Here is a 26,508-nt window from a genome sequence, read left to right on the forward strand (position 1 = left end):
GGTCCTCTTCGACCTCCTGCGGACGGGCGGCGACGTGGGGTGGCGACGGTAGTTGCCTGCGGTCGCCGGGGTGTTCGTGACCCTGCCATGTCATCGCCGCATTGGCATGGTGGTGTCGGCCACCCGAATGTTACCCACCGGTAGGAGGGGTGCAAGCGACTGCAAGCACCCCGGCCGCGTGATGATGCTCACTGGGCGGGAACAGGCCATTCGGACAATGTCGGACAACCCGCCGCGGGCGTTACAGACGCCGCCCCGGCTCGGCTAGGTTCGAACGCATGTTCCGGCGAGTAGCGATTGTCACGGACTCCACCGCGTGCCTGCCGCCGCAGTTGACCGAGAAGCTCGGCGTGACGGTGGCGCAGATCCAGATTCGCATCGGGGACTGGGTGGACGACGAGGCGCGCGTCCCCGTGCCGAAGCTCGTGGACGCCCTGCGCGACGGGCACGTCGACGTGGCCACCGCCCCGCCCGACCCCGGCGCGTTCTTCTGGGCGTACGCGGACGCGGCGGCCTCCGGGGTGGACGCGATCGTGTCGCTGCACGTGTCGACCGGCCTGTCGCGGACCGTGGAGGCGGCCCGGCAGGCCGCCGCGCAGTCGCAGGTGCCGGTCCACGTGGTGGACACGCAGACGTGCGGCATGAGCCTCGGGTACGCCGTGGTGGCCGCCGCCACCGTGGCCGCCGCCGGAGGTGACGTGAACCGGGTCGTCTCCGCCGCACGGCACAGCGTCAGCCGCAGCAGCGAGCTCATCTACGTGGACACGCTGGAGTACCTCCAGCGCGGCGGGCGGATCGGCCGGGCGACCGCCCTGCTCGGCTCGGCGCTGTCGATGAAACCACTGCTCACCGTGGCGGACGGGCAGATCACGCCGCTGGACAAGGTGCTCGGCGCGGAACGGGCCGTGCGCAAGCTGGTCGACATCGCGGTCAAGCGGGCGGGCCGGGAGGCGGTGGACATCGCGGTCGAGCACTTCGACGCCGCCGAGCGCGCCCGGAGCGTCCTCGACCAGCTGCGCGCGAAGCTGCCGAACGTGCGGCGGTTCCTCGTCACCGAGGTCAGCTCGGCGATCGGCGCGCACGTCGGTCCGGGCGCGCTCGGCGTGACGGTGTCGCCCGTCTAGCGCCCGATCGGGCCAACGCCGGCGGGTTTGGCGCGATTCTTCGCCGTCCGCGGCGGTGCGGAACTCCGCAACGCGTTTGACCGTTGGCTGAGCAGGGAAGGAGGTGGACATGGCTTCTCTGTTCAGCAAGCTCAGCGCGTTCGCCCGGAGCCCGCAGGGCCGCCGGATCACCGAGCAGGTCAAGCACGTGGCCCGCGACCCCCGCAACAAGGCCAAGGCGCAGCAGCTCCTGCGCAAGCTCCGCAAGCGCTGACCGGGCGCTGCCGACCGGGACCCCGATCGCGGGGCCCCGACGGCTACGGGGCGCCGGAGGGCTTCGCCGCGTCAGGCGTTGCCCGACTGGCGGCCGGCGGTGTCGACCGGGAGTGACGCCCGGGGTTCGGCCGCGGATTCGGTCTGGGCGGGCACGTGGATCACCACGGGCCCGCCTTCGCCGCTGTCCGGCCGCGCCCCCGTGACTGCTCCAGCCGGCTCGTCCGGCGCGTCCGCGGGGCGCGGCAGCGCGTCCGGCACCGCACTCGGCCGCTCCACGGCGCGCGGCGGCACGTCGGGCACCGCGCTCGGCCCTTCCACGGGCCCCGACAGGTAGCCCGCCATCGAGAGTTGCCTGGTGGGTTCCGGCTCGTGCTCGCGCCGGTCGGGGTCGGGGTCGTCAGGCACGTCGCGCACCACGCGCATGCGGCGCACTTCGTCCTGCCGCACGGGTTCCTCGGTCTCGTCCTCCGGCTCCGGGTCCGGCACCACGACGAGCGTCGGCCGCGACGGCTCGGGCGGCGGCAGCGCGGTCGGGATGCCCATCACCGGGTTCCGGTGGATCGGCTTGGTCACGTAGTCCTCGGGCGGCCACCGCAGCTCCACGTCCGGGATCGGCGGCGGGCCCTCCGGCCGCACCTCGGGCTCCGGTGTTCGCTCGCGCCTGAGCATGACCGCCGTCACCACGCACCCCGCGGCGAACGACAGGGCGCACAACCCGATCACCAACGCGCCAGACATCCCGCACCCCTAGCCCACGCCGGACGCGGCCTGCCCGCCGCGCCCGATCACCAACACCTGTTCCCACCGCCGCCGCGCGCGCACGGCGCACCGTCGGCTCATCGCAGTGCCGATCCGGGCGGGCGACCGCGGTCCCGGCCGCCCGCCCCGCTCAGCGCGACGTCCTCCGCTGGACGACCTGCCCCCACACCGGTGGCAGGGCAGGTCGTCTCGGCCGAACCTCCGTCAAGCACCCACCCGCCGTCCGTCCACGGCTTTGCCGTCGGGCGCCGGCGCGCCCTGCCCGTCGACGCGCTTCCCGTCCAGCGGCAACCCGTCCACCGGGAAGCCGTCCACGCGCTGCCCGTCCACCGGCCGGGTGTCCACGCGCTGCCCGTCCACGCGCGGACCGTCGTCGTTCGACACCTGCTCCGGGATCAGCGACGGCACCTCGTCCGCCGCCGCCTCCAGCGCCGCCCGCGCCGCGGCCAGCTCCGCCGCCACCGTCCGCCGCAGGTCGTGCAGCTCGTCGGACCGCTGCTGGATCTCGGCGATCCGCCGGTGCGCCTCCCGCGCCGCGAGCTTGATCAGGAACGCGGCCCGCGCCTTGGCCAGCTCCTCCTGCTGCGCGAAGTGCTGGTCGGCCTCGTTGCGCCGCCGGTTCATGGTCAGCTCGAAGAAGTTCTGCGCCTTGACGCGCTTCGCGTCGGACTCCGCCTCCAGCTCGCGGCACCGCTGCGCCGCCTCCGCCAGCAGCCGCTCCGCCTCGGCCTCCGCCCTGGCCACGGTCTCCGCGCACTCCGCGTCGACCTCCTCGGCCCGCGCCCTGAGGTGCGCCTCGACCTCGGCCCGGCGGCGTTCCAGGTCGACTTCCCGCTGGTCCAGCTCGGCCGCCCGCTGGTTGGCGGCCTCGCGCTGCTCGCGCGCGTGCGCGTCGGCCGCCGCCCGCAGCGCGGCCAGCTCCTCCTCCGCCTGCCGGCGCTGCTCGGCCAGCTCCGCGTCGGTGCGCTCGCGCAGCGCGGTGACGTCGCGGTCCGCGCGCAACCGCAGGTCGTTCGCCTCCTCCTCGGCGAGCAGGAGCATCCGGTGCAGGCGCTCGGTCGCGCCCGACGTCGTGCCGGGCGACATCTCCAACCGCTCGATGCGGGCCCGTGCCTCGTCCAGGTCGCGCCTGGTCATCTCCAGCAGCTTGCGCAGGTCTGCCGCCTGGGCCAGCGCCTCGGCGCGGTCGACGGTCGTGAACTTGAGCTGTTCTTCCAGGTTCTCCAGGTGCTCGAGCACCTGTCGGCGGTGGAATCCTCGGTAGACGACGTCGAAACCCGCGTGCAGCGGAACAATCTCCGACTCTTTCGCACCCATGGCGGCCCCACTCGTTGAAGATTGGCCGAGAGTACCGAGCGTAAGGCACTCGACCGGCAGATGACCAGCCTCGACTACCCGCGACCGGGACCGCCGATGCGCCCGCCGAACTGCGGGAACACTATCGTGGAAGATCGGGATCAGATCCGCCGGAGTCACTCGATAGTGTTATTCCGAAGGAATGCACTACGGATGGTGAGAATGCCGAGAGCAACAAACTCGGAGCACCCCATGTCGATAAGTTCACACGAAACAGTGACGTTCGGGCGGACAGGCGATGGCTACCCGCGAGTAACGGGGAACTAGGCTGGTCGGGTGACCGTCGAGCCGCTGCCCCTCACCGGTGAGCGCACCGTGCCCGGGATCGCCGAGGAGAACTACTGGTTCCGCCGCCACGAGGCGGCGTACCTCGACCTCGTCCGGCACTGCGTCGGCGCGGTCGTGCTGGAGGCCGGGTGCGGCGAGGGCTACGGCGCCGCGCTGATCGCCGGGCACGCCGCGCGGGTCGTCGCGCTCGACTACGACGAGACGACCGCCGCGCACGCCGGCCGGGCGTACCCGGAGCTGACCGTCCTGCGCGGCAACCTGGCGTCGCTGCCGCTGCGCGACGCGAGCGTGGACGTGGTGGCCAACCTGCAGGTCATCGAGCACCTGTGGGACCAGGAGGGCTTCCTGGCCGAGTGCGCGCGCGTGCTGCGCCCCGGCGGGCGGCTGCTGGTCACCACGCCCAACCGGATCACGTTCTCCCCCGGCCGCGACACCCCGCTCAACCCGTTCCACACCCGTGAGCTGGCCCCCGCCGAGCTGCGCGGGCTGCTGGTCGACGCGGGGCTGGAGGTCGAGCTGCTGGCCGGGCTGCGGCACGGGCCGGCGCTGCGGGCGCTGGACGAGCGGTTCGGCGGGTCGGTCATCGACGCGCAGGTGGCCGTGGTGGTGGACGGCGGCGAGTGGCCTGCGGACCTGCTGGCCGCCGTGTCGTCCGTGCGCAGCGAGGACTTCGAGATCACCACCGAGGACCTGGACGCGAGCCTCGACCTGGTCGCCGTGGCGGTGCGCGCGTGACGACGGCGGCGAACCGCCCGGCGGCGGGCGACGAGGGGACGTTCTGCCTCGTCCTGCACAGCCACCTGCCGTGGCTTGCGCACCACGGTGCCTGGCCGGTCGGCGAGGAGTGGCTGTACCAGGCGTGGGCGCACTCGTACCTGCCGGTGGTGGACCTGCTGGAGCGGTTCGCCGCCGAGGGCCGCGAGGACGTGCTGACGCTCGGCGTGACGCCGGTCCTGGCCGCGCAGCTGGACGACCCGTACAGCCTGCGCGGCCTGCACGACTGGCTCGGCAATTGGCAGCTGCGGGCGCACAGCGCGTCGTCCCGACTCCCGGACCTCGCCGCCCGCGAGCACCGTGCCGCGGCGTGGGCGCTGGAGCGCTTCGAGACGCGGTGGCGGCACGGGTTCTCGCCGGTGCTGCGGCCCCTGGTGGACTCGCGGACGATCGAGCTGCTGGGCGGGCCGGCCGCGCACCCGTTCCAGCCCCTGCTCGACCCGCGGGTGCGGGCGTTCTCGCTGCGCACCGGCCTGGCCGACACGGCGCACCGGATCGGGTCGACGCCCGAGGGCATCTGGGCGCCCGAGTGCGCGTACGCGCCGGGCATGGAGCACGACTACGCGCGGGCCGGGGTGCGGCGGTTCCTGGTGGACGGCCCGTCGCTGCGCGGCGACACCGCGGCCGGCCGCCCGGTCGGCTCCAGCGACGTCGTGTGCTTCGGGCGCGACCTGGAGGTGTCGTACCGGGTGTGGTCGCCCAGGGTCGGCTACCCGGGCGACCCGGCGTACCGGGACTTCCACACCTACGACCACGCCAGCGGGCTCAAGCCGTCGCGGGTGACGGGGAAGAACGTCGAGCCGTCCGACAAGCGGCCGTACGAGCCGGAGTTGGCGGCCGAGGCGGTGCGGCGGCACGCGGCGGACTTCGTGGACACGGTGGTGCGGCGGCTGCGGGCGCTGAAGGCGCAGCACGGCCGGCCGTCGCTGGTCGTGGCGGCGTACGACACCGAGCTGTACGGGCACTGGTGGCACGAGGGCCCGGCGTGGCTGGAGGCGGTGCTCCGCGCGCTGCCTGAGGCGGGCGTGCGGGTGACGACGCTGCGCGGCGCCGTCGAGGCCGGGCACGTGGGCGCGCCGGTCGACGTGCCGCCGTCGTCGTGGGGCGCGGGCAAGGACTGGCACGTGTGGAACGGCCCGCAGGTCGACGACATCGTGCAGGGCAACGCCGCCGTGCAGCGGGAACTGCTCGCGCTGGACCTGTCCGGCGCGGTGCGCGACCCCGTCGCCGACCAGGCCGTGCGCGAGGCGTTGCTGGCGCTGTCGAGCGACTGGGCGTTCATGGTCACCAAGGACTCCGCCGCCGACTACGCCCGCTACCGGGCCAAGGTGCACGCGGACCGGTTCGCCGAGCTGGCCGCGTTGCGGCGCGTCGGGCGCGGGCACGGCCGGGCGGCCGAGCTCCGCCGGGTCGACGGGCCGTTCGGCCACCTCGACGCGCGAGGGCTGGCCAGGTGACGCCGCCCGGTGCCTCCCCACCCCGCGACCCCGCCGCACCCTCGCGCCGCACCCTCGCGCCGCACGCCGCTCCCGACCGCTCTCCTTCGCGCCCCTCACGGCTCCCCGACCGCTGCCCTCTAGCCGCTACCAGCCCACTACCCGCAAACTGGACCGCCACGCGAGGTCGCGTCGGTCGTTCGCAGGTGATTTCCGACGATCACGCTCTTCGATCGTCGGAAATCACCTGCGAACGACCGACTTCCAGGCGACCGAGCCGCGACGCCGGAGGCGGCGCAATCAAACACGGCGCAATCAAACACGGCGCAATCAAACACGGCGCAATCGAACACAGGGATGGCCCATGCGCGTGCTGATGTTGTCCTGGGAGTACCCGCCGGTCGTCGTGGGCGGGTTGGGCCGGCACGTGCACGCGCTGGCCGGGCACCTGGCCGCGCAGGGGCACGAGGTGGTCGTGCTGTGCCGCCGGCCCGCGGGCACGGACGCCGTCACGCACCCCACGTCGGACGACCTCGTCGACGGGGTGCGGCTGATCCGCGTCGCCGAGGACCCGGCGCACCTGGTGTTCGAGCGCGACCTGGTGGCGTGGACGCTGGCCATGGGCCACGCGATGGCCCGCGCCGGGCTGGCGCTGCTGCGCGACTGGCGGCCGGACGTCGTGCACGCGCACGACTGGCTCGTCGCGCACCCCGCGATCGCGCTGGCCGAGGCGTGCGGCGTGCCGCTGGTGGCGACCGTGCACGCGACCGAGGCCGGCCGGCACAGCGGGTGGCTGTCGCAGACGTTGAACCAGCAGGTGCACTCGGTCGAGTGGTGGTTGGCGAACCGGGCGGACGCGGTGATCACCTGCTCGGCCGCGATGCGGACCGAGGTGGCGCACCTGTTCGACGTCGAGCCGGCGGACGTCACCGTGCTGCACAACGGGATCGAGCCGCGCCGGTGGCGCGTGCGGACGTCCGACGTCGACGCCGCCCGTGCCGCGCACAGCCCCGCCGGCGCGCCCCTGCTGCTGTTCTTCGGACGGCTGGAGTGGGAGAAGGGCGTGCAGGACCTGATCGCCGCCCTCCCCCGCGTCCGCCGCGCCCACCCCGGCACGCGCCTCGTCGTGGCGGGCACCGGCACGCACCGGGACTGGCTGGTCGAGCAGGCCCGCAAGCACAAGGTGCGCCGGGCCGTCGACTTCGTCGGCCACCTGTCGGACCGCGCGCTGGCCGCGACGCTGGCGGCGGCGGACGCCGTCGTGCTGCCGAGCCGGTACGAGCCGTTCGGGATCGTGGCGCTGGAGGCCGCGGCGGCCGGCACCCCGCTGGTGGCCTCCACCGCCGGCGGCCTCGGCGAGGTCGTGCTCGACGGCGTGACCGGCTTGTCGTTCGCGCCGGGCGACGTCGACGCGCTCGCGGGCGCCGTCCGGTCCGTCCTGGACGACCGGCCCGCCGCCCTGCGCCGCGCCCGTGCCGCGAAGTCCCGCCTGGCCACGGACTTCGACTGGTCGAAGATCGCCGTCGACACCGCCGCCGTCTACCGGTCCGCGACCGTGCGCGACCACCCGCCGCTGGGCCGCCCCAAGATCCCGACCGGCAACGTGTTCCTCTGACCGGCGCGCGGGCCCCGGGCACGGCGTCACACCGTGAGCACGATCTTGCCGGTGGTCCGGTTCGCCTCGCCCAGCTCGTGCGCCTTGGCGACGTCCTCCAGCGGGAACGTCTCGGCGACGACCACCTTCAGCTCGCCGCGCGCCACCAGGTCGGCCACGCGCTCCAGGGCGGCGTGGTCGGGCGCCACGAACACCGTCGCGGCGCGGACGCCCAGCGGCTCCGCCTTGGCCCGCAGCTCGGGCAGCGCCGACGGGTTGGTCAGGCCGACGTAGCGCCCGCCGGGCTTGAGCACGCGCATCGACCGCGCCTCGTAGTCGTCGCCGCCGATCAGGTCGATCACCACGTCGACGTCCCGCAGCTCGCCGAAGTCGCGGGTCCGGTAGTCGACCAGCTCGTCGGCGCCCAGCTCGCGCAGCAGGTCGTGCTTGCCGGCACTGGCGGTGCCGATCACCCACGCGCCGAGGTGCTTCGCCAGCTGCACGGCGAGGTGCCCGACACCGCCCGCCGCGGCGTGGACCAGCACCCGGTCGCCCGCCTTGACCTCGGCGGCCTCGGTGAGGGCCTGCCACGCGGTGAGCGCGGCCAGCGGCAGGGCCGCCGCGTGGACGTGGTCGAGCCCTTCGGGCTTGCGGGCGAAGTGGCGCGCGGGCGCGGCGACGTACTCGGCGTACGCGCCGGCCGGGCGCGGGAAGTGGGGCATGCCGAACACCTCGTCGCCGACCCGGAACCGGTTCTCGCCGTCGGGCACGGACTCCACGACGCCGGAGACGTCCCAGCCGGGCACGTACGGCGTGGTCAGCCAGTAGCCGTTCTGCCGCACCTTCCAGTCCACTGCGTTCACGCCCGCCGCGCGGACCCGCACCACGATCTCGTCCATCCCCGCGGTCGGTCGCGCGACCTCCCGGACCCGCATCACCTCGGGCGCGCCGAGGGTCTCCACCGTCACCGCTCGCATTTCGTTCGTCATGGTCGAAAGCATCGCCGTGGGTGGTACCTGTTGTGAAGAAGGCACCTGAATGGTATTGAGGTACCTCATGTATACCGTCCCTGACCTGCGCGCCCACGGCGGCGCCGACGCCTTCCTCCGCAACTGCGCGTCACGCGCGGTGCTGGACCTGCTGACGAACAAGTGGGTGTGCCTGGTCGTGGCGGGTTTGCGGCCCGGCACGCTGCGGTTCGGCGAGCTGCGCCGCCGCCTCGACGGCATCACCCAGAAGATGCTCACCCAGACGTTGCGGGACCTGGAACGCGCGGGCCTCGTGCACCGCGCCGTCTACCCCAGCGTGCCACCGCGCGTCGAGTACAGCCTCACCCCGCTCGGCCAGAACGTGGGCGGGCTGATGGACGCCATCCGGGTGTGGGCGGAGACGCACATCGACGACATCCGCGTCGCGCAGGAGGCGTACGACAAGCGGGCGGGCGAGGAGCTGCAGCCCGTCTGAGGGCGGGCCCGCGCCGTCGAGGCGCTTCCGGTGGACGGTAGCTCGCCGGCCACCGGAAACCGGGGCACCGCCGTGACGTGCGGCTATCGCAATTCACCCGGCCGTGGTTCCGGTGGACGGAAGCCGGAGCTTCCGCCCGTGCCGGCTCCCGAGGATCGTCCTCCGCAACGGAGATCCGAAGCGGAGGACGGATGGGCACCAGGGGCAGCGGACGATCGGTCACCTCACGGGCGTTGGACCTCCTCGGCGCGTTCGACGTCGGGCACCCCACGCTGACGCTGACCGAGCTCGCCGCCCGGTGCGCCATGCCGCTGGCCACGGCGCACCGGCTCGTCGGCGAGCTGGAGGCGTGGCGGGCGCTGGAGCGCACCGCCGACAACCGGTACCAGATCGGCACCAGGCTGTGGGAGATCGGTCTGCTGTCGCCGTTCCCGCGGCGGCTGCGGGAGATCGCGATGCCGTTCATGCAGGACCTGTACGAGCGGAGCAAGGAGAACATCCACTTCGCGGTGCGCGACGGGCACGACGCGTTCTACATCGCGAAGATCACCGGACACCGCGCGGTGCCCATAATCTCGCGCGACGGCAGCCGATTACCGATGCACCCCACCGGTGTGGGCAAGGTGCTGCTCGCGTTCGCCAGCGCGGAGTTCATCGAGACGTACTGCGCGCGGCCGCTGGGGCGCTGCACGCGGCACACGATCGTCGAGGCGGGCAGGCTGCGCCGGGAGCTCGCGATCACCAGGGAACGCGGGTACGCGCTCACCGTCGAGGAGATGACGCTCGGCTCGTGCTCGGTGGCCGTGCCGGTGCTGGACACGGACGGCTCGGTCAAGGCGGCGCTCGGCGTGGTCGTGCACAGCGTCCGCCGCAACCTCGCCCGCTACGTGCCCGACCTGCGGTCCGAGGCCGCGAAGATCGCGGAAGTCATGAGCGAGCACCGCGGCGACCCGTACCCGGGTTTCGTGCACGACCTGCCCGAGGAGGCGTAGCGATGCAGTGGGGCCAGTTGGCGGTCTCGATCGCCAGTGGGGTGTCGGTGGCGGGCATCGTCGCCGCCGGGCGGACCCTGTGGACCCGCCGGAAGGTGCCGAGGGCGTTGTCCCGCAAGGTGTCCCGGCGCAGCTACCTGTCCACCGTGCTGCGCATCTCGCAACGCCCCGACGTGCGCCGGCTGGACGCGTTCGTGCCGAACCTCCAGTCGGCGGGCCGCACCGCGGTGCTGCACGACATCCAGTCGGCCTGGCAGCGGATCAACACCGGGCTGGGCGTCCGCATCGTGACGCGGGAGAGCCAGGAGTGCCTGAAGGCGGGCGCGGAGCTGCTGAGCAAGGGCTTCGACGTCAAGGTCGCCAACGCGCTCAACAGCGACGACCTGTCGTACCACGTGTTCACCGGCGGCACCCACCACACCGTGCTCAACCACCGCGACGGCGACCGCGACCGGCCCAACCGGCTCGACGGCATGTCGCCCGCCAAGGTGTTCCTGACGCACTTCGAGGAGGTGTGGGCGAAGTCCCTGCCGATCGAGTCCGTGCTCGCGGACCAGCTGCTCGGCGCCGTGCGGCGGCACGAGGACCGCGCCGAGATCGCGGACCGGCTGCGCGACCTGCGGGTGAAGTACGGGCTCAACCCCGTCGCCGAGGAGGCGGTGCTGCGGCACACCGCCTTCCGCCACTCCGCGCAGGTCGTGTTCATCACCGGGTTGCCGGGCGCGGGCAAGTCGCTGGTGCGGCGGCGGCTGGCCGAGAAGCTGACGGCGTTGCGGCTGCACGTGGACGAGCTGACCGACTACATCTACGCGTTCCACGACTTCATGCACCGCGTGATGCTGCTCGACGGCGACCGCGGCCACGGCTTCTCCGCCGACGCGGGCGGCGCGTTCCGGGTGTCCCGCGAGGAGAACCTCGGGCCGGCGCTGGCCGCGCTGGCGCAGCGCGTGGCGCAGAACCGCGGCGAGACGGCCGTGACGCTGGTCGAGTTCGCGCGGTCGGACGTGGTCAAGGCGCTGGACGTCTTCGGCGAGGCGGTCCTGTCGTCCGCGCGGGTGATCCACGTCCGGGCGTCCACGGACGTCCGGTCGGCGCGCCTGGTCTCGCGGGCGCAGGCGCCGCGCATCCAGGTCGCGGAGCCGAACATCACCGTCACCGTGTCCGACGACCACCGGCTGCCCAGCATCGTCGCCAACTCGCTGTACGTGTCCGACGGCTTCGACCGGCTGCGCGTGTACGACCGCGTCGCGGGGCGGGTGCACGCCATCGACAACGAGGTCGACGACCCGTCGCACACCCGGCTGGACGAGGAGCTGACCGGGTTCATCGAGGACATCGTGCGCCCCTACCGGGCGTTGAACGCCTGACCGGCTGCTACTGGCCGTTCTGCGACCGCTCCAGCGCTTCCCGCGCCTTGCGCGCCATGTCGGCGACGGCGGCCCGGCGCACGGCGTCCGCCTCGTAGTCCTCCCGGCGGTCCTTCACGACCCTCGCCGGGAGGCCCACGGCGATCTTGAAGTCCGGCACGTCGCCGCGCACCACGGCGTGCGCGCCGATCACGCAGCCGCGCCCGATCCGCGTGCCGCGGGTGACCGTGACCTTCGTGCCGAGCCAGCAGTCCGGGCCGATGCGCACCGGCGACTTCACGATGCCCTGGTCCTTGATCGGCAGGGTGATGTCGGCGGTCACGTGGTCGAAGTCGCAGATGTAGACCCAGTCGGCGATCAGGGTGGCCGCGCCGATCTCGACGTCGAGGTAGCAGTTCACCGTGTTGTCCTTGCCGAACACGGCCTTGTCGCCGATGCGCAGCGAGCCCTCGTGGCAGCGGATGGCGTTGCCGTCGCCGATGTGCACCCAGCGGCCGATCTCCAGCCTGCCGTAGCCGGGGCGGCAGTGCAGCTCCACGCCCTTGCCCAGGAACACCATGCCGCGCAGCACCACGTGGGGGTTCGCCAACCGGAACCGCAGCAGCCGCCAGTACCGCACCAGGTACCAGGGCGTGTACGCGCGGTGCCGCAGCACCCAGCGCAGCGATGCGACGGTGAGGAACCTGGCCTGCGCCGGGTCGCGGCGCGACCTGCGCCACCTCGTCCACACCGGTGCGCCCCACATACTCGTCACGCGGGCACTCTAACCAGCCTCACCGTCCGCCTCTCGACGAACCCGCGGGGGCTCGTTGGACCTCCTGCGTCGCGGCCGGCCGCGACAGCTCCCACTCCTCCACCTGCGGGATGCGGAGGGAGGCGGTGGGGTGAGGATTGGCACGTGACCCCTCTCATCATCGACACCGACCCGGGTGTGGACGACGCCCTCGCCCTGGCCCTCGCGGTCGCCAGCCCCGAGGTCGAGTTGATCGGCGTGACCACGGTCTTCGGCAACGTCTCGCTGGAGAACACCACGCGGAACGCCCTGCGCCTGCTCGCGCTCCTGGGCCGGGACGACGTGCCGGTCGCGGTGGGCGCGGCGCGCCCGCTGGTCCACCCCCACCCGCACCTGTCCAGCGCCCACGGCTCGGACGGCCTCTCCGGCTACGCCCACACCCTCCCCGAGCCGACCCGCGGCCCGGACGCGCGGGACGCCGTCACGCTGCTGCGGGAACTCCTCGAGCAGGCCGACCGGCCCGTCACGATCGTCCCCATCGGCCCGCTGACCAACATCGCGCTGCTGCTGGCCGCCCACCCCCACGTGAAGCCGAAGATCGGCCGGCTCGTCGTCATGGGCGGCGGGGTGGAGGGCGGCAACATCACGGCCTCCGCCGAGTTCAACGTCTGGAGCGACCCCGAGGCGGCCCGGCGCGTGCTCGTGGAGGAGGACGTGCCGACGACGCTGGTCCCGATGGACCTGACCCGCCGGTGCGCGGTGAGCGCCCAGTGGCTGGCCGACCTGGCGAAGACCTCGCCCACCGCCGCCGCGCTGGTCGGCCTCACCCCCGACTACCTGGAGACCTACCGGCGGTTCCTCGGCTGGGACGGCATGGCGGTGCACGACGCGATCGCGGTGGCGGAGGCGGTCCGGCCGGGGATCGTGCGGACCACGGCCTTCCCGGTGGACGTGGACTGCTCGTTCGGGCCGGGCCGGGGCGCGCTGCTGGTGGACCGGCGGTTGGAGGCGGCCGGCCCGAAGACGCTGGACATCGCGCTGGACGCCGACCTCGACGGGATGCGCGCGTTCCTCTTCGACCGCCTGGGCGCCCTCGGCGGCTGACAGCGAGAGGGTTCGGTGCGCGGGACGCCGGGTGTGCGCGAGGGCCGGGTGCGCGGGGCGGCCAGGTAGGCACCGGAGGGCGGGGTGCGCGCAGGTCAGGCGAACGGCGGGGGGCGGCGGCTAGGTGCGTTCGGCGTGGGCCAGCAGGTAGACCGGCTCGCGGCCGATCCTGGTCAGCGCCACGGTGGCCTCGGCCGAACCGGACAGCTTCAGCCTCGGCCGCAGCGCGTTCGGGTCGACGTCGAGGCCGCGCACCAGGATCTCCAGCCGCCCCACGTCGTGCGCCCGCAGCACGCCCCGCAGCGCCTTCTCGCTGTAGTGCCCGTGCTCGACCACCCGGAACGCGCGCACGCCGGGCGGCGGGGTCGGTCCGGTCAGGTAGGCGATCCGCTCGTCGAGCTGCGCCAGGCCGTGCCGGGCCGCGTAGTGCCGCACCAGGCCCGCGCGGACGACCGCGCCGTCCGGGTCGACCAGCCACTCGTCGGGTCCGGTGACGGGGCAGTCGTCCGGTTCGGCGGACGTGATCGTCCACTCGGGACCGCCGGTCCGCAGCACGGTGGCGCGGCGCGACACGCCCGGCGTGGCCAGGCCCCGCGTCCACAGGCACGCCTCGCGCACCTGGCCGTCCAGCGACACCAGCTCCACCTCGTCGGCCCACGGCGCGACCGCGAAGTCGACGCCGGGGGCGCACTTCACGGCCAGGTCGCGCTCGGCGTACGCCTCGGCCAGCAGGTCGAGCGGCGGGGCGAAGTCGGCGGGCCGCCACGTCCGCCGGCCGGTCGCGTCCCGGCGGGCCGGGTCGGCGAGCACCGCCGTGCCGCGGGACACCGGCCGCAGCGCGTCCGCCCGCACGAGCGGCACGGCGTCGCCCACGTTGTGCCGCGCCATCGCCAGCCGCACCGGGTCGAGGTCCGAGCCGACGGACCCCTCGGGCAGCGCCGCGAGGTCCGCGCCGATCGAGCACGTCACGTCGTGCGCCGGGCCGGTGAACCGACGGGCCCGGTGCGCGGCCACCGGGTGCGGCGTGGCCTGCTGCAAGGCGTCGGAGGTGAACAGGCCGTCGGTGAAGGGCACCTTCGCGGACGCCTTGCGCCGCAGCAGGACGGTCTCCAGCACGGCGGCGAAGCGCGTCGGCGAGACCCGCTTCGCCAGGGCCACGTCGGAGAGCCGGGACGCGGGCGTCAGCGGCAGGTCGGCCAACGCCGACAACGCGGCGGACCCGGCGTCGGAACGCAGGTACGCCACGTCGTCGAGGCTGAACTCGTAGCCCACTAGACCGGCTTGCGCCCCGTCACGGACACGTTGTAGAAGACCTCGCGCGGGAGGACCTTCGCGAGCACCTTCTCGTCCACCCAGGACAGCCGCTGCCAGGTCTTGTAGGCGAACATCGCCCACCCGAAGCCCAGCTTCTCCCGCGGCACGGCGGCCTCGAACGTGCGCACCGGCCACCCGAACAGGGCCGCCGACAGCTCCTCGGTCACCGCCCGCACGCCGACCGCGCCCGCCGACCGGGCCGTCCGCTCCAGGTCCGACGGGTCGAACGTGTGCAGGTCGACCACGGCTTCGAGGGCCGCGGCGCGGGACGACTCGTCCAGCTCCTCCTGCGGCCGGCGCCAGTCCGACAGCGGGCCGAGCTTGGTCACGTTGGTCGTCAGCCACCACGTCAGCTGCCCGAGCTTGCGCGCGTAGAAGTTGCCGACGTTCGTCGGGTCGCCCGCGAACACGAACTTCCCGCCCGGCTTCAGCACGCGCAGCACCTCGCGCATCGCGGCGGCCACGTCGGGGATGTGGTGCAGCACCGCGTGCCCGACGACCAGGTCGAACGTGTCGTCGTCGTAGGGGATGCGCTCGGCGTCGGCCACCCGGCCGTCCACCGGCAGGTCGAGCTGCTCGGCATTGCGCAGCGCCACCTCGACCATGCCGGGCGACAGGTCGGTCACCGAGCCCTTGCCGATGACGCCGCCCTGCATCAGGTTGAGCAGGAAGAACCCCGTGCCGCAGCCCAGCTCCAGCGCGTGCCCGTACGGCCCGACGTCGCCCGCGACCGCCCGGAACCGGTCGGTGGCGTAGGTGATGCAGCGCTCGTCGTACGAGATCGACCACTTCTCGTCGTACGTGCCCGCTTCCCAGTCGTGGTAGAGCACGTTCGCGAGCTTGGGGTCCTTGTACGCCGCCTCGATCTCGTCGGCGGTGGCGTGCGGGTTGGGCCTGGGGTCGGCGGAACCGGTCGGGCCCTGGTGATCAACGGCCACTGAACTTCGCCTTCCCCGGCCCGTTCTCGATGAACGACGCCATGCCGGTCTTCTGGTCCTCGGTGGCGAACATCGCCGCGAACAGCTGGCTCTCCAGCTTCAGCCCGCTGCCCAGGTCGGTGTCCAGCCCGCCGTCGATGGCGGCCTTCGCGGCGGCGTACGCGCGCACCGGGCCGTTGACGAACTGCCCGGCCGACCGCCTGGCCGCCCCGTACACGTCGTCGGGGGCGACGACCTCGTCCACCATGCCGATCCGCAGCGCCTCCTCGGCGCCGACGAACCGGCCGGTGTAGATCAGGTCCTTGGCGCGCGACGGCCCGATCAGCCGCGGCAGGCGCTGCGTGCCGCCCATGCCGGGGATGACGCCGAGCAGGATCTCCGGCTGGCCGACCTTGGCGTTGTCGCCCGCGATCCGGCGGTCCGCGCACAGGGCCAGCTCGAACCCGCCGCCCAGGGCGTACCCGGTGATGGCCGCCACGGTCGGCTTGGGGATCTCCTCGACCGCGCGCAACGCCGACGTGAACGCGCCCGCGCGCGCCGCCATCTCGGCGTACGACAGATCGGCCATCTCCTTGATGTCCGCGCCGGCCGCGAACACCTTGGGACCGCCGTACACGATCACGGAGTACACGTCGGCCCGGTCGGCCGCCTCCAGGGCGGCGGACCGGATCTCCTCTTGGACCTGCCTGTTCAGCGCGTTCATCGGCGGGCGGTCCAGCCGGATGGTGCCGATCCCGTCCTCGACTTCGAGCCTCACGAACTCAGCCACAGGTCCTCCTCGACCTCCGTCGGTGCGCCTCGCAGGTTACCCCTCGGTAGCCTTGCGTCGGGCGAAGTACCGGTCACCCGACCGTTGGAGCTCCAACGGCTGGTCGAACGTCTTCGACAGGTTCTCCTCGGTCAGCACGTCGTCCAGCAGGCCCTGCGCCACGATGCCGCCGTCACGCAGCAGCAGCACGTGCGTGAAGCCCGGCGGGATCTCCTCCACGTGGTGCGTGACCAGCACCGTCGCCGGCGCGTCGGGGTCGAGCGCCAGCTCCGAGAGCCGCGCCACGAGGTCTTCCCGGCCGCCGAGGTCGAGGCCCGCCGCGGGCTCGTCCAGCAGCAGCATCTCGGGGTCCGTCATCAGCGCGCGGGCGATCAGCGCGCGCTTGCGCTCGCCCTCGGACAGCGTGCCGTAGGTGCGGTCGGCCAGGTGCTCGATGCCCAACGTGGCCAGCAGCTCCTTCGCGCGGCCGGTGTCGAGCTTGTCGTACTCCTCGCGCCACCGGCCCAGCACCGCGTACCCGGCGCTCACGACGACGTCCACGACCTTCTCGTCGGCCGGGACGCGCCCGTTCAGCGCCGCGGACGACAGGCCGATGCGGGTGCGCAGCTCGGCCATGTCGGTCCGGCCGATGCGGGCGCCGAGGAGGTGCACCTTGCCCTTGGTCGGGTGCAGCTCGGCGCCGGCCAGGCGGAGCAGCGTCGTCTTGCCCGCGCCGTTCGGCCCGAGCACGACCCACCGCTCGTCCAGCTCCACGCTCCAGTCGACGTCCCCGACCAGCGTGGTCTTGCCCCGTCGAACCGAAACACCCTGCATGTGGATGACCAGATCTTCGTTTTCCACGCCAGCCCTCGCCCCGATCGACACCGAACCCGGCGCCATTGTTCTGCAACGCCCCTCGCGGCCGGCGCGGTGGGGGCGGTTCACCCGACCTCGTAGTCGCCGCGCGTGCTCATACCCAAACCGTCGGTGCGTCCTGGAAGGATCGGGGTCATGTCTGCCGACTCGATCCTGCTCGCGGGCCGACCGTTCCCCCTCGGGGCGCACCCCGAGGCCGGAGGTGTGCGCTTCGCCGTCTCGGCGCCACCCGCACACGCGGTGGAGGTGTGCCTGATCAGCGAAGACGGCACGGAAGAACGGGTCGAGCTGACCGAACGGACGTTCGGCGTGTGGCACGGGTTGATCTCCGGCGTCACGCCCGGCCAGCGCTACGGCTACCGGGTGCACGGCCCGTACGACCCGGCCCGCGGCCTGCGCTGCAACCCCGCGAAGCTCTTGGTCGACCCGTATGCGACGAGGATCACTGGCGCGCTGACGGACCTCGACGCGGCGCTCGGGTACGTGGGCGACCCGATGCTGGGCGCGCCGTCGCCGGTCGACTCGCTGGGCAGCGTGCCGCTGTCCGTGGTGACGTCGCCGGGCGGTCCGGACACGGGCGTGAAGCCCGACGTGCCGTTCGAGGAGGCGGTGATCTACGAGCTGCACGTGCGCGGGTTCACGCGGCAGCACCCGGCCGTCCCCGAGCACCAGCGCGGCACGTACCTGGGCCTCGCGCACCCGGCCGTCGTGGAGCACCTGGTCCGGCTGGGCGTGACGTCGGTCGAGCTGCTGCCGGTGCACGCGTTCCTGGACGAGCCGTCGCTGGTCCGCGACGGCAGGCACAACTACTGGGGCTACTCGCCGCTGAGCTACTTCGCGCCGCACCCCGGCTACGCCAGCGAGCCCGGCCGCGAGGTCGAGGAGTTCCGGACGATGGTCTCCGCGCTGCACGCGGTGGGCATCGAGGTGATCATCGACGTGGTCTTCAACCACACGTGCGAGGGCGGTCCGGAGGGTCCGACGCTGTCCTACCGGGGCTTCGACGCGCCCGGCTACTACCTGCACATCGACGGCGGCGGCACGCTCGACATCACCGGCTGCGGCAACACCACCGAGGCCGGCTCGCCGCAGTTCGTGCGGCTGGTGACGGACTCGCTGCGCTACTGGGCGACCGAGATGGGCGTGGACGGGTTCCGGTTCGACCTGGCCTCGACGCTGGGCCGGCCGGGCGGCGGGCGGTTCGACCGCGCGTCGGCGATGCTCACCGCGATCACGTCCGACCCGGTCCTGTCGCGGTGCAAGCTGATCGCCGAGCCGTGGGACGCGACCGGCGACGGCTACCGGGTCGGCGACTTCGGCGTGCAGTGGGCCGAGTGGAACGGCCGGTACCGCGACACCGTGCGCGACTTCTGGCGCGGCGGGACGAGCGTGCGCGACCTGGCCTACCGGCTGTCCGGGTCGTCCGACCTGTACGCCGACGACCTGCGCCGGCCGTGGCAGTCGATCAACTTCATCACCGCGCACGACGGCTTCACGCTGCGGGACCTGGTGTCCTACAACGAGAAGCACAACGAGGCCAACGGCGAGGACAACCGCGACGGCACCAACGACAACCGGTCGTGGAACTGCGGCGTCGAGGGCGAGACCGACGACGCGGGGGTGCGGTCGCTGCGCGCCCGGCAGGCGCGGAACCTGTTCGCCACGCTGATGCTGTCCACCGGCACCCCGATGGTGACGGCGGGCGACGAGCAGTGGCGCACCCAGGGCGGCAACAACAACGCGTACTGCCTGGACGACGAGACGTCGTGGGTGGACTGGAAGCTGACCGGCGAGGGCGAGTCGATGCTGGCGTTCGCCCGGCGCGTGATCACGCTGCGCGCGACGTCGCCCGCGCTGCGGCAGCCGCAGTTCTTCGACGGCCGCACCACCGCGTCCGGCGCTCCCGACCTGGTGTGGTTCCGCCCGGACGGCGAGGAGATGGCCGAGACGGACTGGTTCGACGAGGGCCGCCGGTTCCTGGGCATGTGGATCGACGGGTCGAACAGCCTGTCCCGCTCCCGCGACGGCGAGCTCGTGTCGGACGACTCGTGGCTGCTGCTCCTGCACGCCGGGGCGGACCCACTGGAGGTCACCCTGCCCGGTCCCGAGTACGGCGCCCGGTACGTGCCGGTGCTGGACTCCACGACTCCGGACGGCGCGCCGGAGGCGGTGGACGGCCTCGCGGCGGGCACGGCGCTCGTGCTCGGCGGACGCTCGCTGCTGCTGCTCCGCGTGCCGAGCTGACGCCGGCCGAAGCGTCGGACACCGAGGCAATCCTGGCTGGTGGGACCGGGTGCGCGGGGCCACGTCCGCGTGCCACCATGCGGGCGTGGCCCGTCCGTTGCTGACCTGGTGCGACCGCACGATCGACCTCCTGCTGGTGGCGTCGTGCGGGTGTAGCCGGACGCGACGCGGCCGGTAGCCCCACCTCGCCTGACCACCGCCGCGTCGCGTCTTGATCGCTACCCGCCCGACCCGTAGCCATCAGGAGCGACCACCGTGACCGCGACCATCGCGCGCGCCGACCTGCACCCGAAGCTCGACGTGCGGTTCCTGCGCGACCTCATCCACCCCGAACGCGACCTGTGGACGCCGCGCGAGCTGCGCGAGCTGACGTCCACCGTGGCCGCCGAGTTCATCACCCCGCTGCTGGACGTCCTGGAGTACGACCCGGAACGGCGCTGGTGGGTGCGGCTGGGCCTGACCGAGGGCGTCGAGCTGTGGCTGCTGAGCTGGCTGCCCGGCCAGGGCACCGAGCCGCACGACCACGGCGGCGCGGCGGGCTCGTTCACCGTGCTCACCGGCGAGCTGGCCGAGGACTACCGCTACCCCGGCGGCCCGGTCCGCAGCGCGGCCCGTCCCGTCGGCAGCGCCCTCGGCTTCGGCGCGGGACGCGCGCACCAGGTCGTGAACCGGGGGTCCGTCGGCGCGGCGAGCGTGCACGCCTACTCGCCGCCGCTGGTGCCGACGCGGGAGTACCCGAGCCTCGCGGACATCCCGCACGAGATCCCGCCCCTGCCCGCCCGACGGCTGCCGCTGGAGCAGCTGCGCGCACTCGCCGACCAGGAGGGTCCATGAGCGCCGAGGAACTGCTGGACGACGCACGGCGGGCGCTGACCCGCGTCGAGCCGCACGAGCTCGCGGGCCTCGACGACGTGCTGGTCGTCGACATCCGCCCGCACCACAACCGGGCCGCCGAGGGCGAGATCCCCGGCTCGGTGCCGGTGGAGCGGATCGTGCTGGAGTGGCGCCTCGACCCGGACGGCGAGCACCGCATCCCCGGCTTCACCGCCGACACCACCGTGGTCGTGCTGTGCAACGAGGGCTACGCGTCCAGCCTGGCCGCGCGGGACCTGCAGCGGGTCGGCCTGCCGAAGGCGACGGACCTCGTGGGCGGCTTCCGCGGGTACGCCGCGGCCGGGCTGCCCGTGCGGCCCGGCGCCACGCAGGCGGTCACCTGAGCCGTGCGGGGAACCGCGGGGGCGCGGGCAGCGTCTCCAGGTCCGTGTGGAAAGCGCTGACCGGGCTGGCCCTGGTCGTCCTCGTGGTCTGGCAGCCGAGCGTGGCGACGTTCGGCGGGGCGGCGGTCGGGACGTGGGCCGTGCTCGCCCTGCTGCAACTCGGGTTGCTGCTGGGCGCGGTCCTGTTCGGGGTGCGGGTGCCGTTGTTAGTGATCGGCGTCGGCGGCGAGGTGCGGACGTGGACGCGGCCGCACCTGCGGGTGGTGTGGCGGACCGTGCCGCTGCTGTTCGCGGTGGGCCTGACGTCGATCAGGGAGCCGGTCCGGCGGCGGCTGTGGCTGACCGCGCTGACGGCGGCGGTGCTGTCCGCGGGCGTCGTGGCGCTGGCCTGGCTGGGCGCGCTGGCGTGGTCGGACGACGACCGGCCGTTCCTGCGCGGCTTCGCCGTGGCGGGCACGGCGGTGCTGGTCAACGGCCTGTGGCCGCGGCGCGGCGCGGGCGTCACGTCCCCCGGCTGGTTCCTGTTCGGCCTGCCCCGCGCGTCCGGCCGCACGGCGGCGGAGTTCGAGGCGACGCCGCTGGTCAACCAGGTGTCCGACGCGCTGCAGGCCGGCGACCTCGACCGGGCCGAGGCGGTCGCGGAGGACCTGGTCTCACGGCACCCGACGTTGCTCGTGGCGATCGGCGCGCACGTCGCCGTGCTCACGCTGCGCACGAAGTACGCCGAGGCGCTGCACATCGTCAGCCGCCTGGTCGGCCGGACCGACCTCGACCAGCGCGACATGGCGTTCGTGCTGGCGCAGATGGCCGGTTCGACGGCGAACGCGGTCGAGGGCGGGCAGCTGCCCGCCGACGTGGGCCTGCCGGCGGCGAGGCGGGCGGTGGACGGCGCGATGCAGTTCGGCTACCCGCGGCACCGGTGCGTCGGCACGCTGGCGCAGCTGGCGCTGCTGGAGGACGACCACGCGACCGCCATCACGCTGGGCACGCAGGCCAAGCACGTCAGCGAGAGCGGGCTGGACCGGGCCGACGCGCTGGCCACGATCGCGCGGGCGCAGATGGCGGCGGGCGACAACGCGGCGGCCCGGGAGACCCTGGCGGAGGCCCAGGAGCTGGCCGGGTGGATGCCGCGCGTGGCCGAGACCAGCGCCCGGCTCAACATCGGCTGAACGCGGTCAGGCCGGCGGCAGGGTGGGCAGCCCGCCGGCGGGTGCGGGCAGGCCGCAGTTGGTCAGCAGCGCGTTCATCGTCTTGAGCAGGGCGGACACCTCGTTGCGCAGCTTCGCCGGGTCGGGCGGGACGGCGCCGGGCACCACCTTGGCCAGCACCGCGAACACGCCGCCGAACACGGCCATCGTGGTGGAAAGGCACAGCTCCGGCTTGCGGGCCTGCGGCTCGGCCTCGGCGGACGCGCTCGCCGGCGGGCGGGGCAGGCACCTCGCGCCCTGCATCGAGACCAGGAGGTGCAGCACGTCACCGAGCGGCGCGGCGGCCTTGGGCGGTTCGGGCGGTGTCGCGGTCAGCGGCGCGGTCGCCGTCTTCAGCGTCTCCCCCAGCTGCGTGACCAGCCCCGTGCACGCGGGCGGCGGGGCGACCACCTCGCGTTCCGCCGTGGCGGCCGGGATGGCGACCACGGCGAGCAGCACGGCGAGCAGCGAGCCTGTTGCGGCGAATTTCCTCACGGCGCGACGACCTTCTCCCGGACGGATGTTCCGGGCCCGAGTACCCCGCCCCACCAGCGAGAACACGGAATTCGCCCGACCGGGAAAACGCGGTGTCGGAAGTGGGAGAAATGCTCGATCAGATGACCGCCGGTAATCCCGACGGCCATCTGATCGAGCGAAGGATCAGCCCGCCAGGACGACCCGACCCAGTTCGGCCGGTGACGCCAGCAGGTCGTGCCGGGGCAGCACCCGGACCGTGTAGCCGACCGCGCCCGCGTGCGGCAGCGGCACCTCGATCTCGTAGTTGCCGTTGCCCGCGTACCGCATCACGTGCGTGACCACGTCGTACAGCTCGTCCGAGTCGCCGACCCGGCCCAGCGCCACCTGCACGTCCACCTCGGACGGCTCCAGGCCGGCCAGCTCGATGCGCGCCCGCACGCCGACCGGCGAGCCGAGCTGCGGCGTGGCCGACCCGTTCAGCGACATCTCGGACTCCAGCACGCGCACCCGCGTCCACGACGCCCGCAGCCGCTGCCGGTAGGCGGCCAGCTCCTTCGCGCCCCGGTAGCCCTCGCCGACCACGGAGGCGGCCGACGACGCGGCGGGGGCGTACAGCTTCTCCACGTACTCGCGCACCATCCGCGACGCCTGCACGGCCGGGCCGAGCGACGCCAGCGTGTGCCGCACCATCGCCAGCCAGCGGGTCGGCACGCCGTCCTCGCCGCGGTCGTAGAACAGCGGCGCGACCTGGTTGCCGAGCAGGTCGTACAGCGCGGCGGCCTCCAGGTCGTCGCGCCGGGTCGGGTCGGTGATGCCGTCCGCGGTCGGGATCGCCCAGCCGTTGCTGCCGTCGTACAGCTCGTCCCACCAGCCGTCGCGGATCGACAGGTTCAGCCCGCCGTTCAGCGCCGACTTCATGCCGGACGTGCCGCACGCCTCCAGCGGCCGCATCGGGTTGTTCAGCCACACGTCGCAGCCCCAGTACAGGTACCGGGCCATCGACATGTCGTAGTCGGGCAGGAAGACGATCCGGTGCCGCACGCCCGCGTCGTCGGCGAACCGCACGATCTGCTGGATCAACGCCTTGCCGCCGTCGTCCGCCGGGTGCGACTTGCCCGCCACGACCAGCTGCACGGGCCGTTCCGGGTGCAGCAGCAGCGCGCGCAGCCGGTCCGCGTCGCGCAGCATCAACGTCAGCCGCTTGTACGTCGGCACGCGGCGGGCGAAGCCGACCGTCAGCACGTCCGGGTCGAACACCGAGTCGGTCCAGCCCAGCTCCAGCGCCGACGCGCCGCGCTGCAGCCAGGACGCGCGCGTGCGGCGGCGGACCTCGCCGACGAGCTTCGCGCGCAGGTCGTTGCGCAGCTCCCACAGGCGCTGGTCGGTGACCGGCTCGAAGCCGTGCACGCCGAGGCCCGAGTCCTCCGGGTCGCCCAGCAGCCTGCTCATCTCGGTCGCCGCCCACGTCGGGCCGTGCACGCCGTTCGTGACCGAGCCGATCGGCACCTCGGACGCGTCGAAGCCCGGCCACAGGCCGCGGAACATGTCCCGGCTGACGCGGCCGTGCAGCTTGGACACGCCGTTGGCGCGCTGCGCGAGCCGCAGGCCCATGTGGGCCATGTTGAACAGGCCGGGGTTCTCCTCCGCGCCCAGGGCGAGGATGCGCTGGGTGTTCACGCCCGGCAGCAGCGTCTCCGGGCCGAAGTAGTGCTGCACCAGGTCCACGGGGAACCGGTCGATGCCGGCGGGGACGGGCGTGTGCGTGGTGAACACGGTGCCCGCGCGGACCGCCGCCAGCGCCTGGTCGAAGTCGAGGCCCTCGCCCGTGACCAGCTCGCGGATGCGCTCCAGCCCGAGGAACCCGGCGTGGCCCTCGTTGGTGTGGAACACCTCGGGCGGGGTGTGGCCGGTCAGCTCGCAGTACGTCCGCACGGCGCGGACACCGCCGATGCCGGCCAGGATCTCCTGCCGGATGCGGTGGTCCTGGTCGCCGCCGTAGAGGCGGTCGGTGACGCCGCGCAGGTCCTCGTCGTTCTCCTCCACGTCGGAGTCGAGGAGCAGCAGCGGGATGCGGCCGACCCGCGCCTTCCAGATCTTGGCCCGCAGCACGCGGTCGCCGGGCATGGCGACGTGCACCAGGATCGGCGCGCCGGACGGCTCGGTCAGCAGCTCCAGCGGCAGGCCGCGCGGGTCGAGCACCGGGTAGTGCTCGATCTGCCAGCCGTCGAGGGACAGGGCCTGCCGGAAGTAGCCGGACCGGTAGAGCAGGCCGACGGCGATCAGCGGAACGCCCAGGTCGGAGGCCGCCTTCAGGTGGTCGCCGGCGAGCACGCCGAGACCGCCGGAGTAGTTCGGCAGGGCCTCCGTGACGCCGAACTCCATCGAGAAGTAGGCGATCGCGCTGGGCAGCGGTCGCAGTTCGTGGTTGCCGTGCTCGCGGCGCTGCTGGATCTCCTCCTGGCGGCGCTGGAACCAGCGGGGACCGGTGGTGTAGCGGTGCAGGTCGTCGGCCAGTGCCCTGGCGTGGGTGAGGAACTGCTCGTCACGGGACAGGGCGTCGAGGCGTTCGGGGGCCACCACGGAGAGCAGCCGCAGCGGGTCGCCGCTCTCGGCCCACAGCTCGGGGTCGACCGACGCGAACAGGTCCTGGGTGGGCTGGTGCCACGTCCAGCGCAGGTTCGTGGCGAGGGTGCCCAGGGCCGACAACGGCTCGGGCAGACTGGCTCGGACGGTGAACCGGCGAAGTGCTCGCATGGCGTCGGACCTTATCCCCCATCCAGCGGTGCGGAGCAACGGTCACCCGAACCGATGCAGTGACCGGTCCAGCCCGACCTGCGCAGACGTCGCCCTGCAAGTTATTTCCCACACCGCGCCCAACCGTCAACCCCGACCGCCCGCGTCCACGCCGGCCCGCGGCGGACCGCCGGCTCGGCCAGGATCGGGTGGGACGTGCCGTCCCGGAGACCGGGGAGCCGCCGGATGACCACTTCGCTGGGCGAGGTCGAACGCGCCGTCCGCGCCGTGTCCGACCACGCCCGGAGGCTGGAAGCGCTCCTCGCGGAGGCGGCCGGGCACGCCGCCGAGGCCGCCGACCTCCTCGCCCCGGCGGGCTGCGGCAGCCGCCGGGAGGACGAGTTCCTGGGCACGGCGTCCGCCTGGCGGGACGCCGCCGACGAAGCCGACTGCCTCCGCACCCTCGTCACCGCCGCCCGCACCGCCCTGGACCGCTACCTCACCGCCCCACCGCCCCCACCTCCACCGCTCCCACCGCCGCCGACCTCCGACCCGGTCCGCTCGGTCCGCTCGCCGAGCGGCGACCACTACCCGGTCGAGGCGGGCTGGGGTGCGCACCTCATGGGTCGCTACTCGGCGCCGCGCAGCGGGGTGCCGGTCCACGGTCTCGCTCGCGCGAAAGGCAGCGAGACGACGCTCTCCTTCCGGCCCGGCGAGCAGTACTGGACCGAGCGGGTGGTCGAGCGGGCCAGGTTCCTCCGGGCGGGCGCGGCGTTCTGGAAGGCTCGGGTGCACTTCCACGTCGAGTTCGAAACCGCGGCGTGGATGGTGGAGAGCGGGGTGCGAGAAGCCGAGCTGATCGTCAACCGCACCCCTTGCGGGTACCGGATGGACCTGGAACGACAACCCGGATGTCACCAGTACCTGCGACGATTCCTACCGGTCGGTTCCGCGCTGCACGTCTACGGCACCGACGAGAACGGCCGGAAGACGTTCATCGCGACCTACCGAGGACTGAGCGAACAATGAGCCTCCCCCACGACGGCCACCGCATCCTGGCGGAGCTGCTGCGGCACGCGGAGAACCCCGGCGCGGAACGGGTCCACTGGTGGCTGGACAGCCCGCACGGGGCGGGCCGGGACGATGGCTGGGGCGAGGCCGGCCCGGTGCTGTCGGTCGGCGTCGGACCGGGTGTCGGCGTCGTCGTGTGGATGGCGGGCGACGAATCGTTCATCGCCACCGGCGGGGTGAACGCGGAACCGGCCACCTACGAGAAGGACGAGTGGTGTGACGTCCACTACCCGCCCCGGACCGAGTTGCCGATCTCGGTCGTGGCGGAGGTGGTCGAGCGGTTCGTCGAGGACGGCGGTCGGGCGGCCTCGGTCGACTGGCAGGTGTACGACCCGCAGGCCGAGTCGGTCACCTACAAGGGGCAGGCCGCTGATCTCAACCCGTGAGAACGGCGCCCGATGATCGCCCGAAAGATACCGGCGTGGCACCACGGTGGTATCGATCAAGAACTGGGAAT

General features: G+C 73.3%; 25 protein-coding genes. 15 read left to right on the forward strand and 10 right to left on the reverse strand.

The genetic code is table 11. The features are described from left to right. The first annotated feature begins 278 nt into the window (after nt 1-278). Both ACRAKH_RS28740 and ACRAKH_RS28745 read left to right on the forward strand, forming a co-directional pair. Nucleotides 279-1,124, forward strand: a complete 846-nt coding sequence (locus tag ACRAKH_RS28740; protein ID WP_380719454.1) for a DegV family protein — start codon at nt 279-281, stop codon at nt 1,122-1,124. Between the two features lie 109 nt (nt 1,125-1,233). After that, nucleotides 1,234-1,377: a hypothetical protein gene (locus ACRAKH_RS28745; protein WP_380719452.1), complete on the forward strand. Its 144-nt coding sequence runs from the start codon at nt 1,234-1,236 to the stop codon at nt 1,375-1,377. 71 nt (nt 1,378-1,448) lie between these two features. Here the strand turns inward: ACRAKH_RS28745 and ACRAKH_RS28750 are convergent, their stop codons facing one another. Next, complete coding sequence (locus ACRAKH_RS28750) at nt 1,449-2,117, reverse strand: hypothetical protein (protein WP_447009408.1); 669 nt, start codon at nt 2,115-2,117, stop codon at nt 1,449-1,451. A gap of 225 nt (nt 2,118-2,342) precedes the next feature. Then, the gene (locus ACRAKH_RS28755) at nt 2,343-3,455 is read right to left on the reverse strand and encodes a hypothetical protein (protein ID WP_447009409.1); all 1,113 of its coding nucleotides are present in this window, start codon (nt 3,453-3,455) and stop codon (nt 2,343-2,345) included. 315 nt (nt 3,456-3,770) lie between these two features. Between ACRAKH_RS28755 and ACRAKH_RS28760 the strand changes: the two genes are divergently transcribed. From ACRAKH_RS28760 to ACRAKH_RS28770, 3 genes are all read left to right on the forward strand, one after another. Beyond that, nucleotides 3,771-4,517, forward strand: a complete 747-nt coding sequence (locus ACRAKH_RS28760) for a class I SAM-dependent methyltransferase (RefSeq protein WP_380728319.1) — start codon at nt 3,771-3,773, stop codon at nt 4,515-4,517. Then, nucleotides 4,514-6,013, forward strand: a complete 1,500-nt coding sequence (locus ACRAKH_RS28765) for a 1,4-alpha-glucan branching protein domain-containing protein (protein WP_380728316.1) — start codon at nt 4,514-4,516, stop codon at nt 6,011-6,013. Before ACRAKH_RS28760 ends, ACRAKH_RS28765 begins: the two co-directional genes overlap by 4 nt. A 343-nt stretch (nt 6,014-6,356) precedes the next feature. Beyond that, complete coding sequence (locus ACRAKH_RS28770; protein ID WP_447009410.1) at nt 6,357-7,607, forward strand: glycosyltransferase family 4 protein; 1,251 nt, start codon at nt 6,357-6,359, stop codon at nt 7,605-7,607. A gap of 26 nt (nt 7,608-7,633) precedes the next feature. Here the strand turns inward: ACRAKH_RS28770 and ACRAKH_RS28775 are convergent, their stop codons facing one another. Beyond that, nucleotides 7,634-8,563: an NADP-dependent oxidoreductase gene (locus ACRAKH_RS28775; protein ID WP_380728321.1), complete on the reverse strand. Its 930-nt coding sequence runs from the start codon at nt 8,561-8,563 to the stop codon at nt 7,634-7,636. A gap of 79 nt (nt 8,564-8,642) precedes the next feature. Here ACRAKH_RS28775 and ACRAKH_RS28780 point away from each other — a divergent pair, with 79 nt between their 5' ends. The 3 genes from ACRAKH_RS28780 to ACRAKH_RS28790 all read left to right on the forward strand — a co-directional run bounded on the left by ACRAKH_RS28780 (nt 8,643) and on the right by ACRAKH_RS28790 (nt 11,409). Next, nucleotides 8,643-9,050 carry a winged helix-turn-helix transcriptional regulator gene (locus ACRAKH_RS28780; RefSeq protein WP_380728312.1) on the forward strand — a complete coding sequence of 136 codons (408 nt, stop codon included), beginning with the start codon at nt 8,643-8,645 and terminating at the stop codon, nt 9,048-9,050. 191 nt (nt 9,051-9,241) lie between these two features. Then, nucleotides 9,242-10,042, forward strand: coding sequence for an IclR family transcriptional regulator (locus tag ACRAKH_RS28785; protein ID WP_380728310.1), 801 nt, complete (start codon nt 9,242-9,244; stop codon nt 10,040-10,042). A 2-nt stretch (nt 10,043-10,044) separates the two neighbouring features. Beyond that, a complete protein-coding gene (locus tag ACRAKH_RS28790) occupies nt 10,045-11,409 on the forward strand; it encodes a hypothetical protein (protein WP_380728308.1) in 1,365 nt (454 codons plus the stop codon). Nucleotides 11,410-11,416: 7 nt separating this feature from the next. Here ACRAKH_RS28790 and ACRAKH_RS28795 read toward each other — a convergent pair whose 3' ends face one another. Next, complete coding sequence (locus tag ACRAKH_RS28795) at nt 11,417-12,163, reverse strand: acyltransferase (RefSeq protein ID WP_380728306.1); 747 nt, start codon at nt 12,161-12,163, stop codon at nt 11,417-11,419. A gap of 144 nt (nt 12,164-12,307) precedes the next feature. On the opposite strand from ACRAKH_RS28795, the gene ACRAKH_RS28800 reads away from it, so the two are divergent. Beyond that, on the forward strand, nt 12,308-13,246 hold the full coding sequence (locus ACRAKH_RS28800; RefSeq protein WP_380728304.1) for a nucleoside hydrolase: 939 nt from the start codon (nt 12,308-12,310) through the stop codon (nt 13,244-13,246). Nucleotides 13,247-13,366: 120 nt separating this feature from the next. Here ACRAKH_RS28800 and ACRAKH_RS28805 read toward each other — a convergent pair whose 3' ends face one another. From ACRAKH_RS28805 to ACRAKH_RS28820, 4 genes are read right to left on the reverse strand one after another with little or no spacing between them, the layout of a single operon-like run. Further along, the gene (locus ACRAKH_RS28805) at nt 13,367-14,518 is read right to left on the reverse strand and encodes a THUMP-like domain-containing protein (protein WP_447009411.1); all 1,152 of its coding nucleotides are present in this window, start codon (nt 14,516-14,518) and stop codon (nt 13,367-13,369) included. Continuing rightward, nucleotides 14,518-15,498, reverse strand: coding sequence for a class I SAM-dependent methyltransferase (locus ACRAKH_RS28810; RefSeq protein ID WP_380720912.1), 981 nt, complete (start codon nt 15,496-15,498; stop codon nt 14,518-14,520). Before ACRAKH_RS28810 ends, ACRAKH_RS28805 begins: the two co-directional genes overlap by 1 nt. Beyond that, the gene (locus tag ACRAKH_RS28815; RefSeq protein ID WP_380720915.1) at nt 15,488-16,267 is read right to left on the reverse strand and encodes an enoyl-CoA hydratase/isomerase family protein; all 780 of its coding nucleotides are present in this window, start codon (nt 16,265-16,267) and stop codon (nt 15,488-15,490) included. Before ACRAKH_RS28815 ends, ACRAKH_RS28810 begins: the two co-directional genes overlap by 11 nt. A 36-nt stretch (nt 16,268-16,303) precedes the next feature. Further along, nucleotides 16,304-17,146 (reverse strand): ABC transporter ATP-binding protein, encoded by an 843-nt coding sequence (locus ACRAKH_RS28820; protein WP_380720917.1) that lies wholly within the window; start codon nt 17,144-17,146, stop codon nt 16,304-16,306. 111 nt (nt 17,147-17,257) lie between these two features. Here ACRAKH_RS28820 and glgX point away from each other — a divergent pair, with 111 nt between their 5' ends. From glgX to ACRAKH_RS28840, 4 genes are all read left to right on the forward strand, one after another. Continuing rightward, a complete protein-coding gene (gene glgX, locus ACRAKH_RS28825) occupies nt 17,258-19,366 on the forward strand; it encodes a glycogen debranching protein GlgX (protein WP_380720920.1) in 2,109 nt (702 codons plus the stop codon). Nucleotides 19,367-19,621: 255 nt separating this feature from the next. Next, the gene (locus ACRAKH_RS28830; RefSeq protein ID WP_380720922.1) at nt 19,622-20,200 is read left to right on the forward strand and encodes a cysteine dioxygenase; all 579 of its coding nucleotides are present in this window, start codon (nt 19,622-19,624) and stop codon (nt 20,198-20,200) included. After that, complete coding sequence (locus tag ACRAKH_RS28835) at nt 20,197-20,583, forward strand: rhodanese-like domain-containing protein (RefSeq protein WP_380720925.1); 387 nt, start codon at nt 20,197-20,199, stop codon at nt 20,581-20,583. The genes ACRAKH_RS28830 and ACRAKH_RS28835 overlap by 4 nt, the downstream gene beginning before the upstream one ends. Nucleotides 20,584-20,627: 44 nt before the next feature. Further along, nucleotides 20,628-21,752, forward strand: a complete 1,125-nt coding sequence (locus ACRAKH_RS28840) for a tetratricopeptide repeat protein (RefSeq protein ID WP_380720927.1) — start codon at nt 20,628-20,630, stop codon at nt 21,750-21,752. 6 nt (nt 21,753-21,758) lie between these two features. On the opposite strand, the gene ACRAKH_RS28845 is transcribed toward ACRAKH_RS28840, so the two are convergent. Together ACRAKH_RS28845 and glgP are read right to left on the reverse strand one after the other, a co-directional pair. Next, nucleotides 21,759-22,265 carry a hypothetical protein gene (locus ACRAKH_RS28845; RefSeq protein ID WP_380720929.1) on the reverse strand — a complete coding sequence of 169 codons (507 nt, stop codon included), beginning with the start codon at nt 22,263-22,265 and terminating at the stop codon, nt 21,759-21,761. Between the two features lie 165 nt (nt 22,266-22,430). Then, nucleotides 22,431-25,001: an alpha-glucan family phosphorylase gene (gene glgP, locus ACRAKH_RS28850; protein ID WP_380720930.1), complete on the reverse strand. Its 2,571-nt coding sequence runs from the start codon at nt 24,999-25,001 to the stop codon at nt 22,431-22,433. 225 nt (nt 25,002-25,226) lie between these two features. On the opposite strand from glgP, the gene ACRAKH_RS28855 reads away from it, so the two are divergent. Next, the gene (locus tag ACRAKH_RS28855; protein WP_380720933.1) at nt 25,227-26,009 is read left to right on the forward strand and encodes a DddA-like double-stranded DNA deaminase toxin; all 783 of its coding nucleotides are present in this window, start codon (nt 25,227-25,229) and stop codon (nt 26,007-26,009) included. After that, complete coding sequence (locus tag ACRAKH_RS28860; protein WP_380720935.1) at nt 26,006-26,437, forward strand: Imm1 family immunity protein; 432 nt, start codon at nt 26,006-26,008, stop codon at nt 26,435-26,437. Before ACRAKH_RS28855 ends, ACRAKH_RS28860 begins: the two co-directional genes overlap by 4 nt. Nucleotides 26,438-26,508 lie beyond the last annotated feature (71 nt).

The sequence above is a fragment of the Saccharothrix hoggarensis genome, from assembly GCF_052936025.1.

Coding starts and splice junctions, on each gene's coding strand:
- ACRAKH_RS28740 (WP_380719454.1), top strand. CDS start 279: ATGTTCCGGCGAGTAGCGATTGTCACGGACTCCACCGCGTGCCTGCCG.
- ACRAKH_RS28745 (WP_380719452.1), top strand. CDS start 1,234: ATGGCTTCTCTGTTCAGCAAGCTCAGCGCGTTCGCCCGGAGCCCGCAG.
- ACRAKH_RS28750 (WP_447009408.1), bottom strand. CDS start 2,117: ATGTCTGGCGCGTTGGTGATCGGGTTGTGCGCCCTGTCGTTCGCCGCG.
- ACRAKH_RS28755 (WP_447009409.1), bottom strand. CDS start 3,455: ATGGGTGCGAAAGAGTCGGAGATTGTTCCGCTGCACGCGGGTTTCGAC.
- ACRAKH_RS28770 (WP_447009410.1), top strand. CDS start 6,357: ATGCGCGTGCTGATGTTGTCCTGGGAGTACCCGCCGGTCGTCGTGGGC.
- ACRAKH_RS28775 (WP_380728321.1), bottom strand. CDS start 8,563: ATGCGAGCGGTGACGGTGGAGACCCTCGGCGCGCCCGAGGTGATGCGG.
- ACRAKH_RS28780 (WP_380728312.1), top strand. CDS start 8,643: ATGTATACCGTCCCTGACCTGCGCGCCCACGGCGGCGCCGACGCCTTC.
- ACRAKH_RS28785 (WP_380728310.1), top strand. CDS start 9,242: ATGGGCACCAGGGGCAGCGGACGATCGGTCACCTCACGGGCGTTGGAC.
- ACRAKH_RS28790 (WP_380728308.1), top strand. CDS start 10,045: ATGCAGTGGGGCCAGTTGGCGGTCTCGATCGCCAGTGGGGTGTCGGTG.
- ACRAKH_RS28820 (WP_380720917.1), bottom strand. CDS start 17,146: ATGGCGCCGGGTTCGGTGTCGATCGGGGCGAGGGCTGGCGTGGAAAAC.
- glgX (WP_380720920.1), top strand. CDS start 17,258: ATGTCTGCCGACTCGATCCTGCTCGCGGGCCGACCGTTCCCCCTCGGG.
- ACRAKH_RS28835 (WP_380720925.1), top strand. CDS start 20,197: ATGAGCGCCGAGGAACTGCTGGACGACGCACGGCGGGCGCTGACCCGC.
- glgP (WP_380720930.1), bottom strand. CDS start 25,001: ATGCGAGCACTTCGCCGGTTCACCGTCCGAGCCAGTCTGCCCGAGCCG.
- ACRAKH_RS28855 (WP_380720933.1), top strand. CDS start 25,227: ATGACCACTTCGCTGGGCGAGGTCGAACGCGCCGTCCGCGCCGTGTCC.
- ACRAKH_RS28860 (WP_380720935.1), top strand. CDS start 26,006: ATGAGCCTCCCCCACGACGGCCACCGCATCCTGGCGGAGCTGCTGCGG.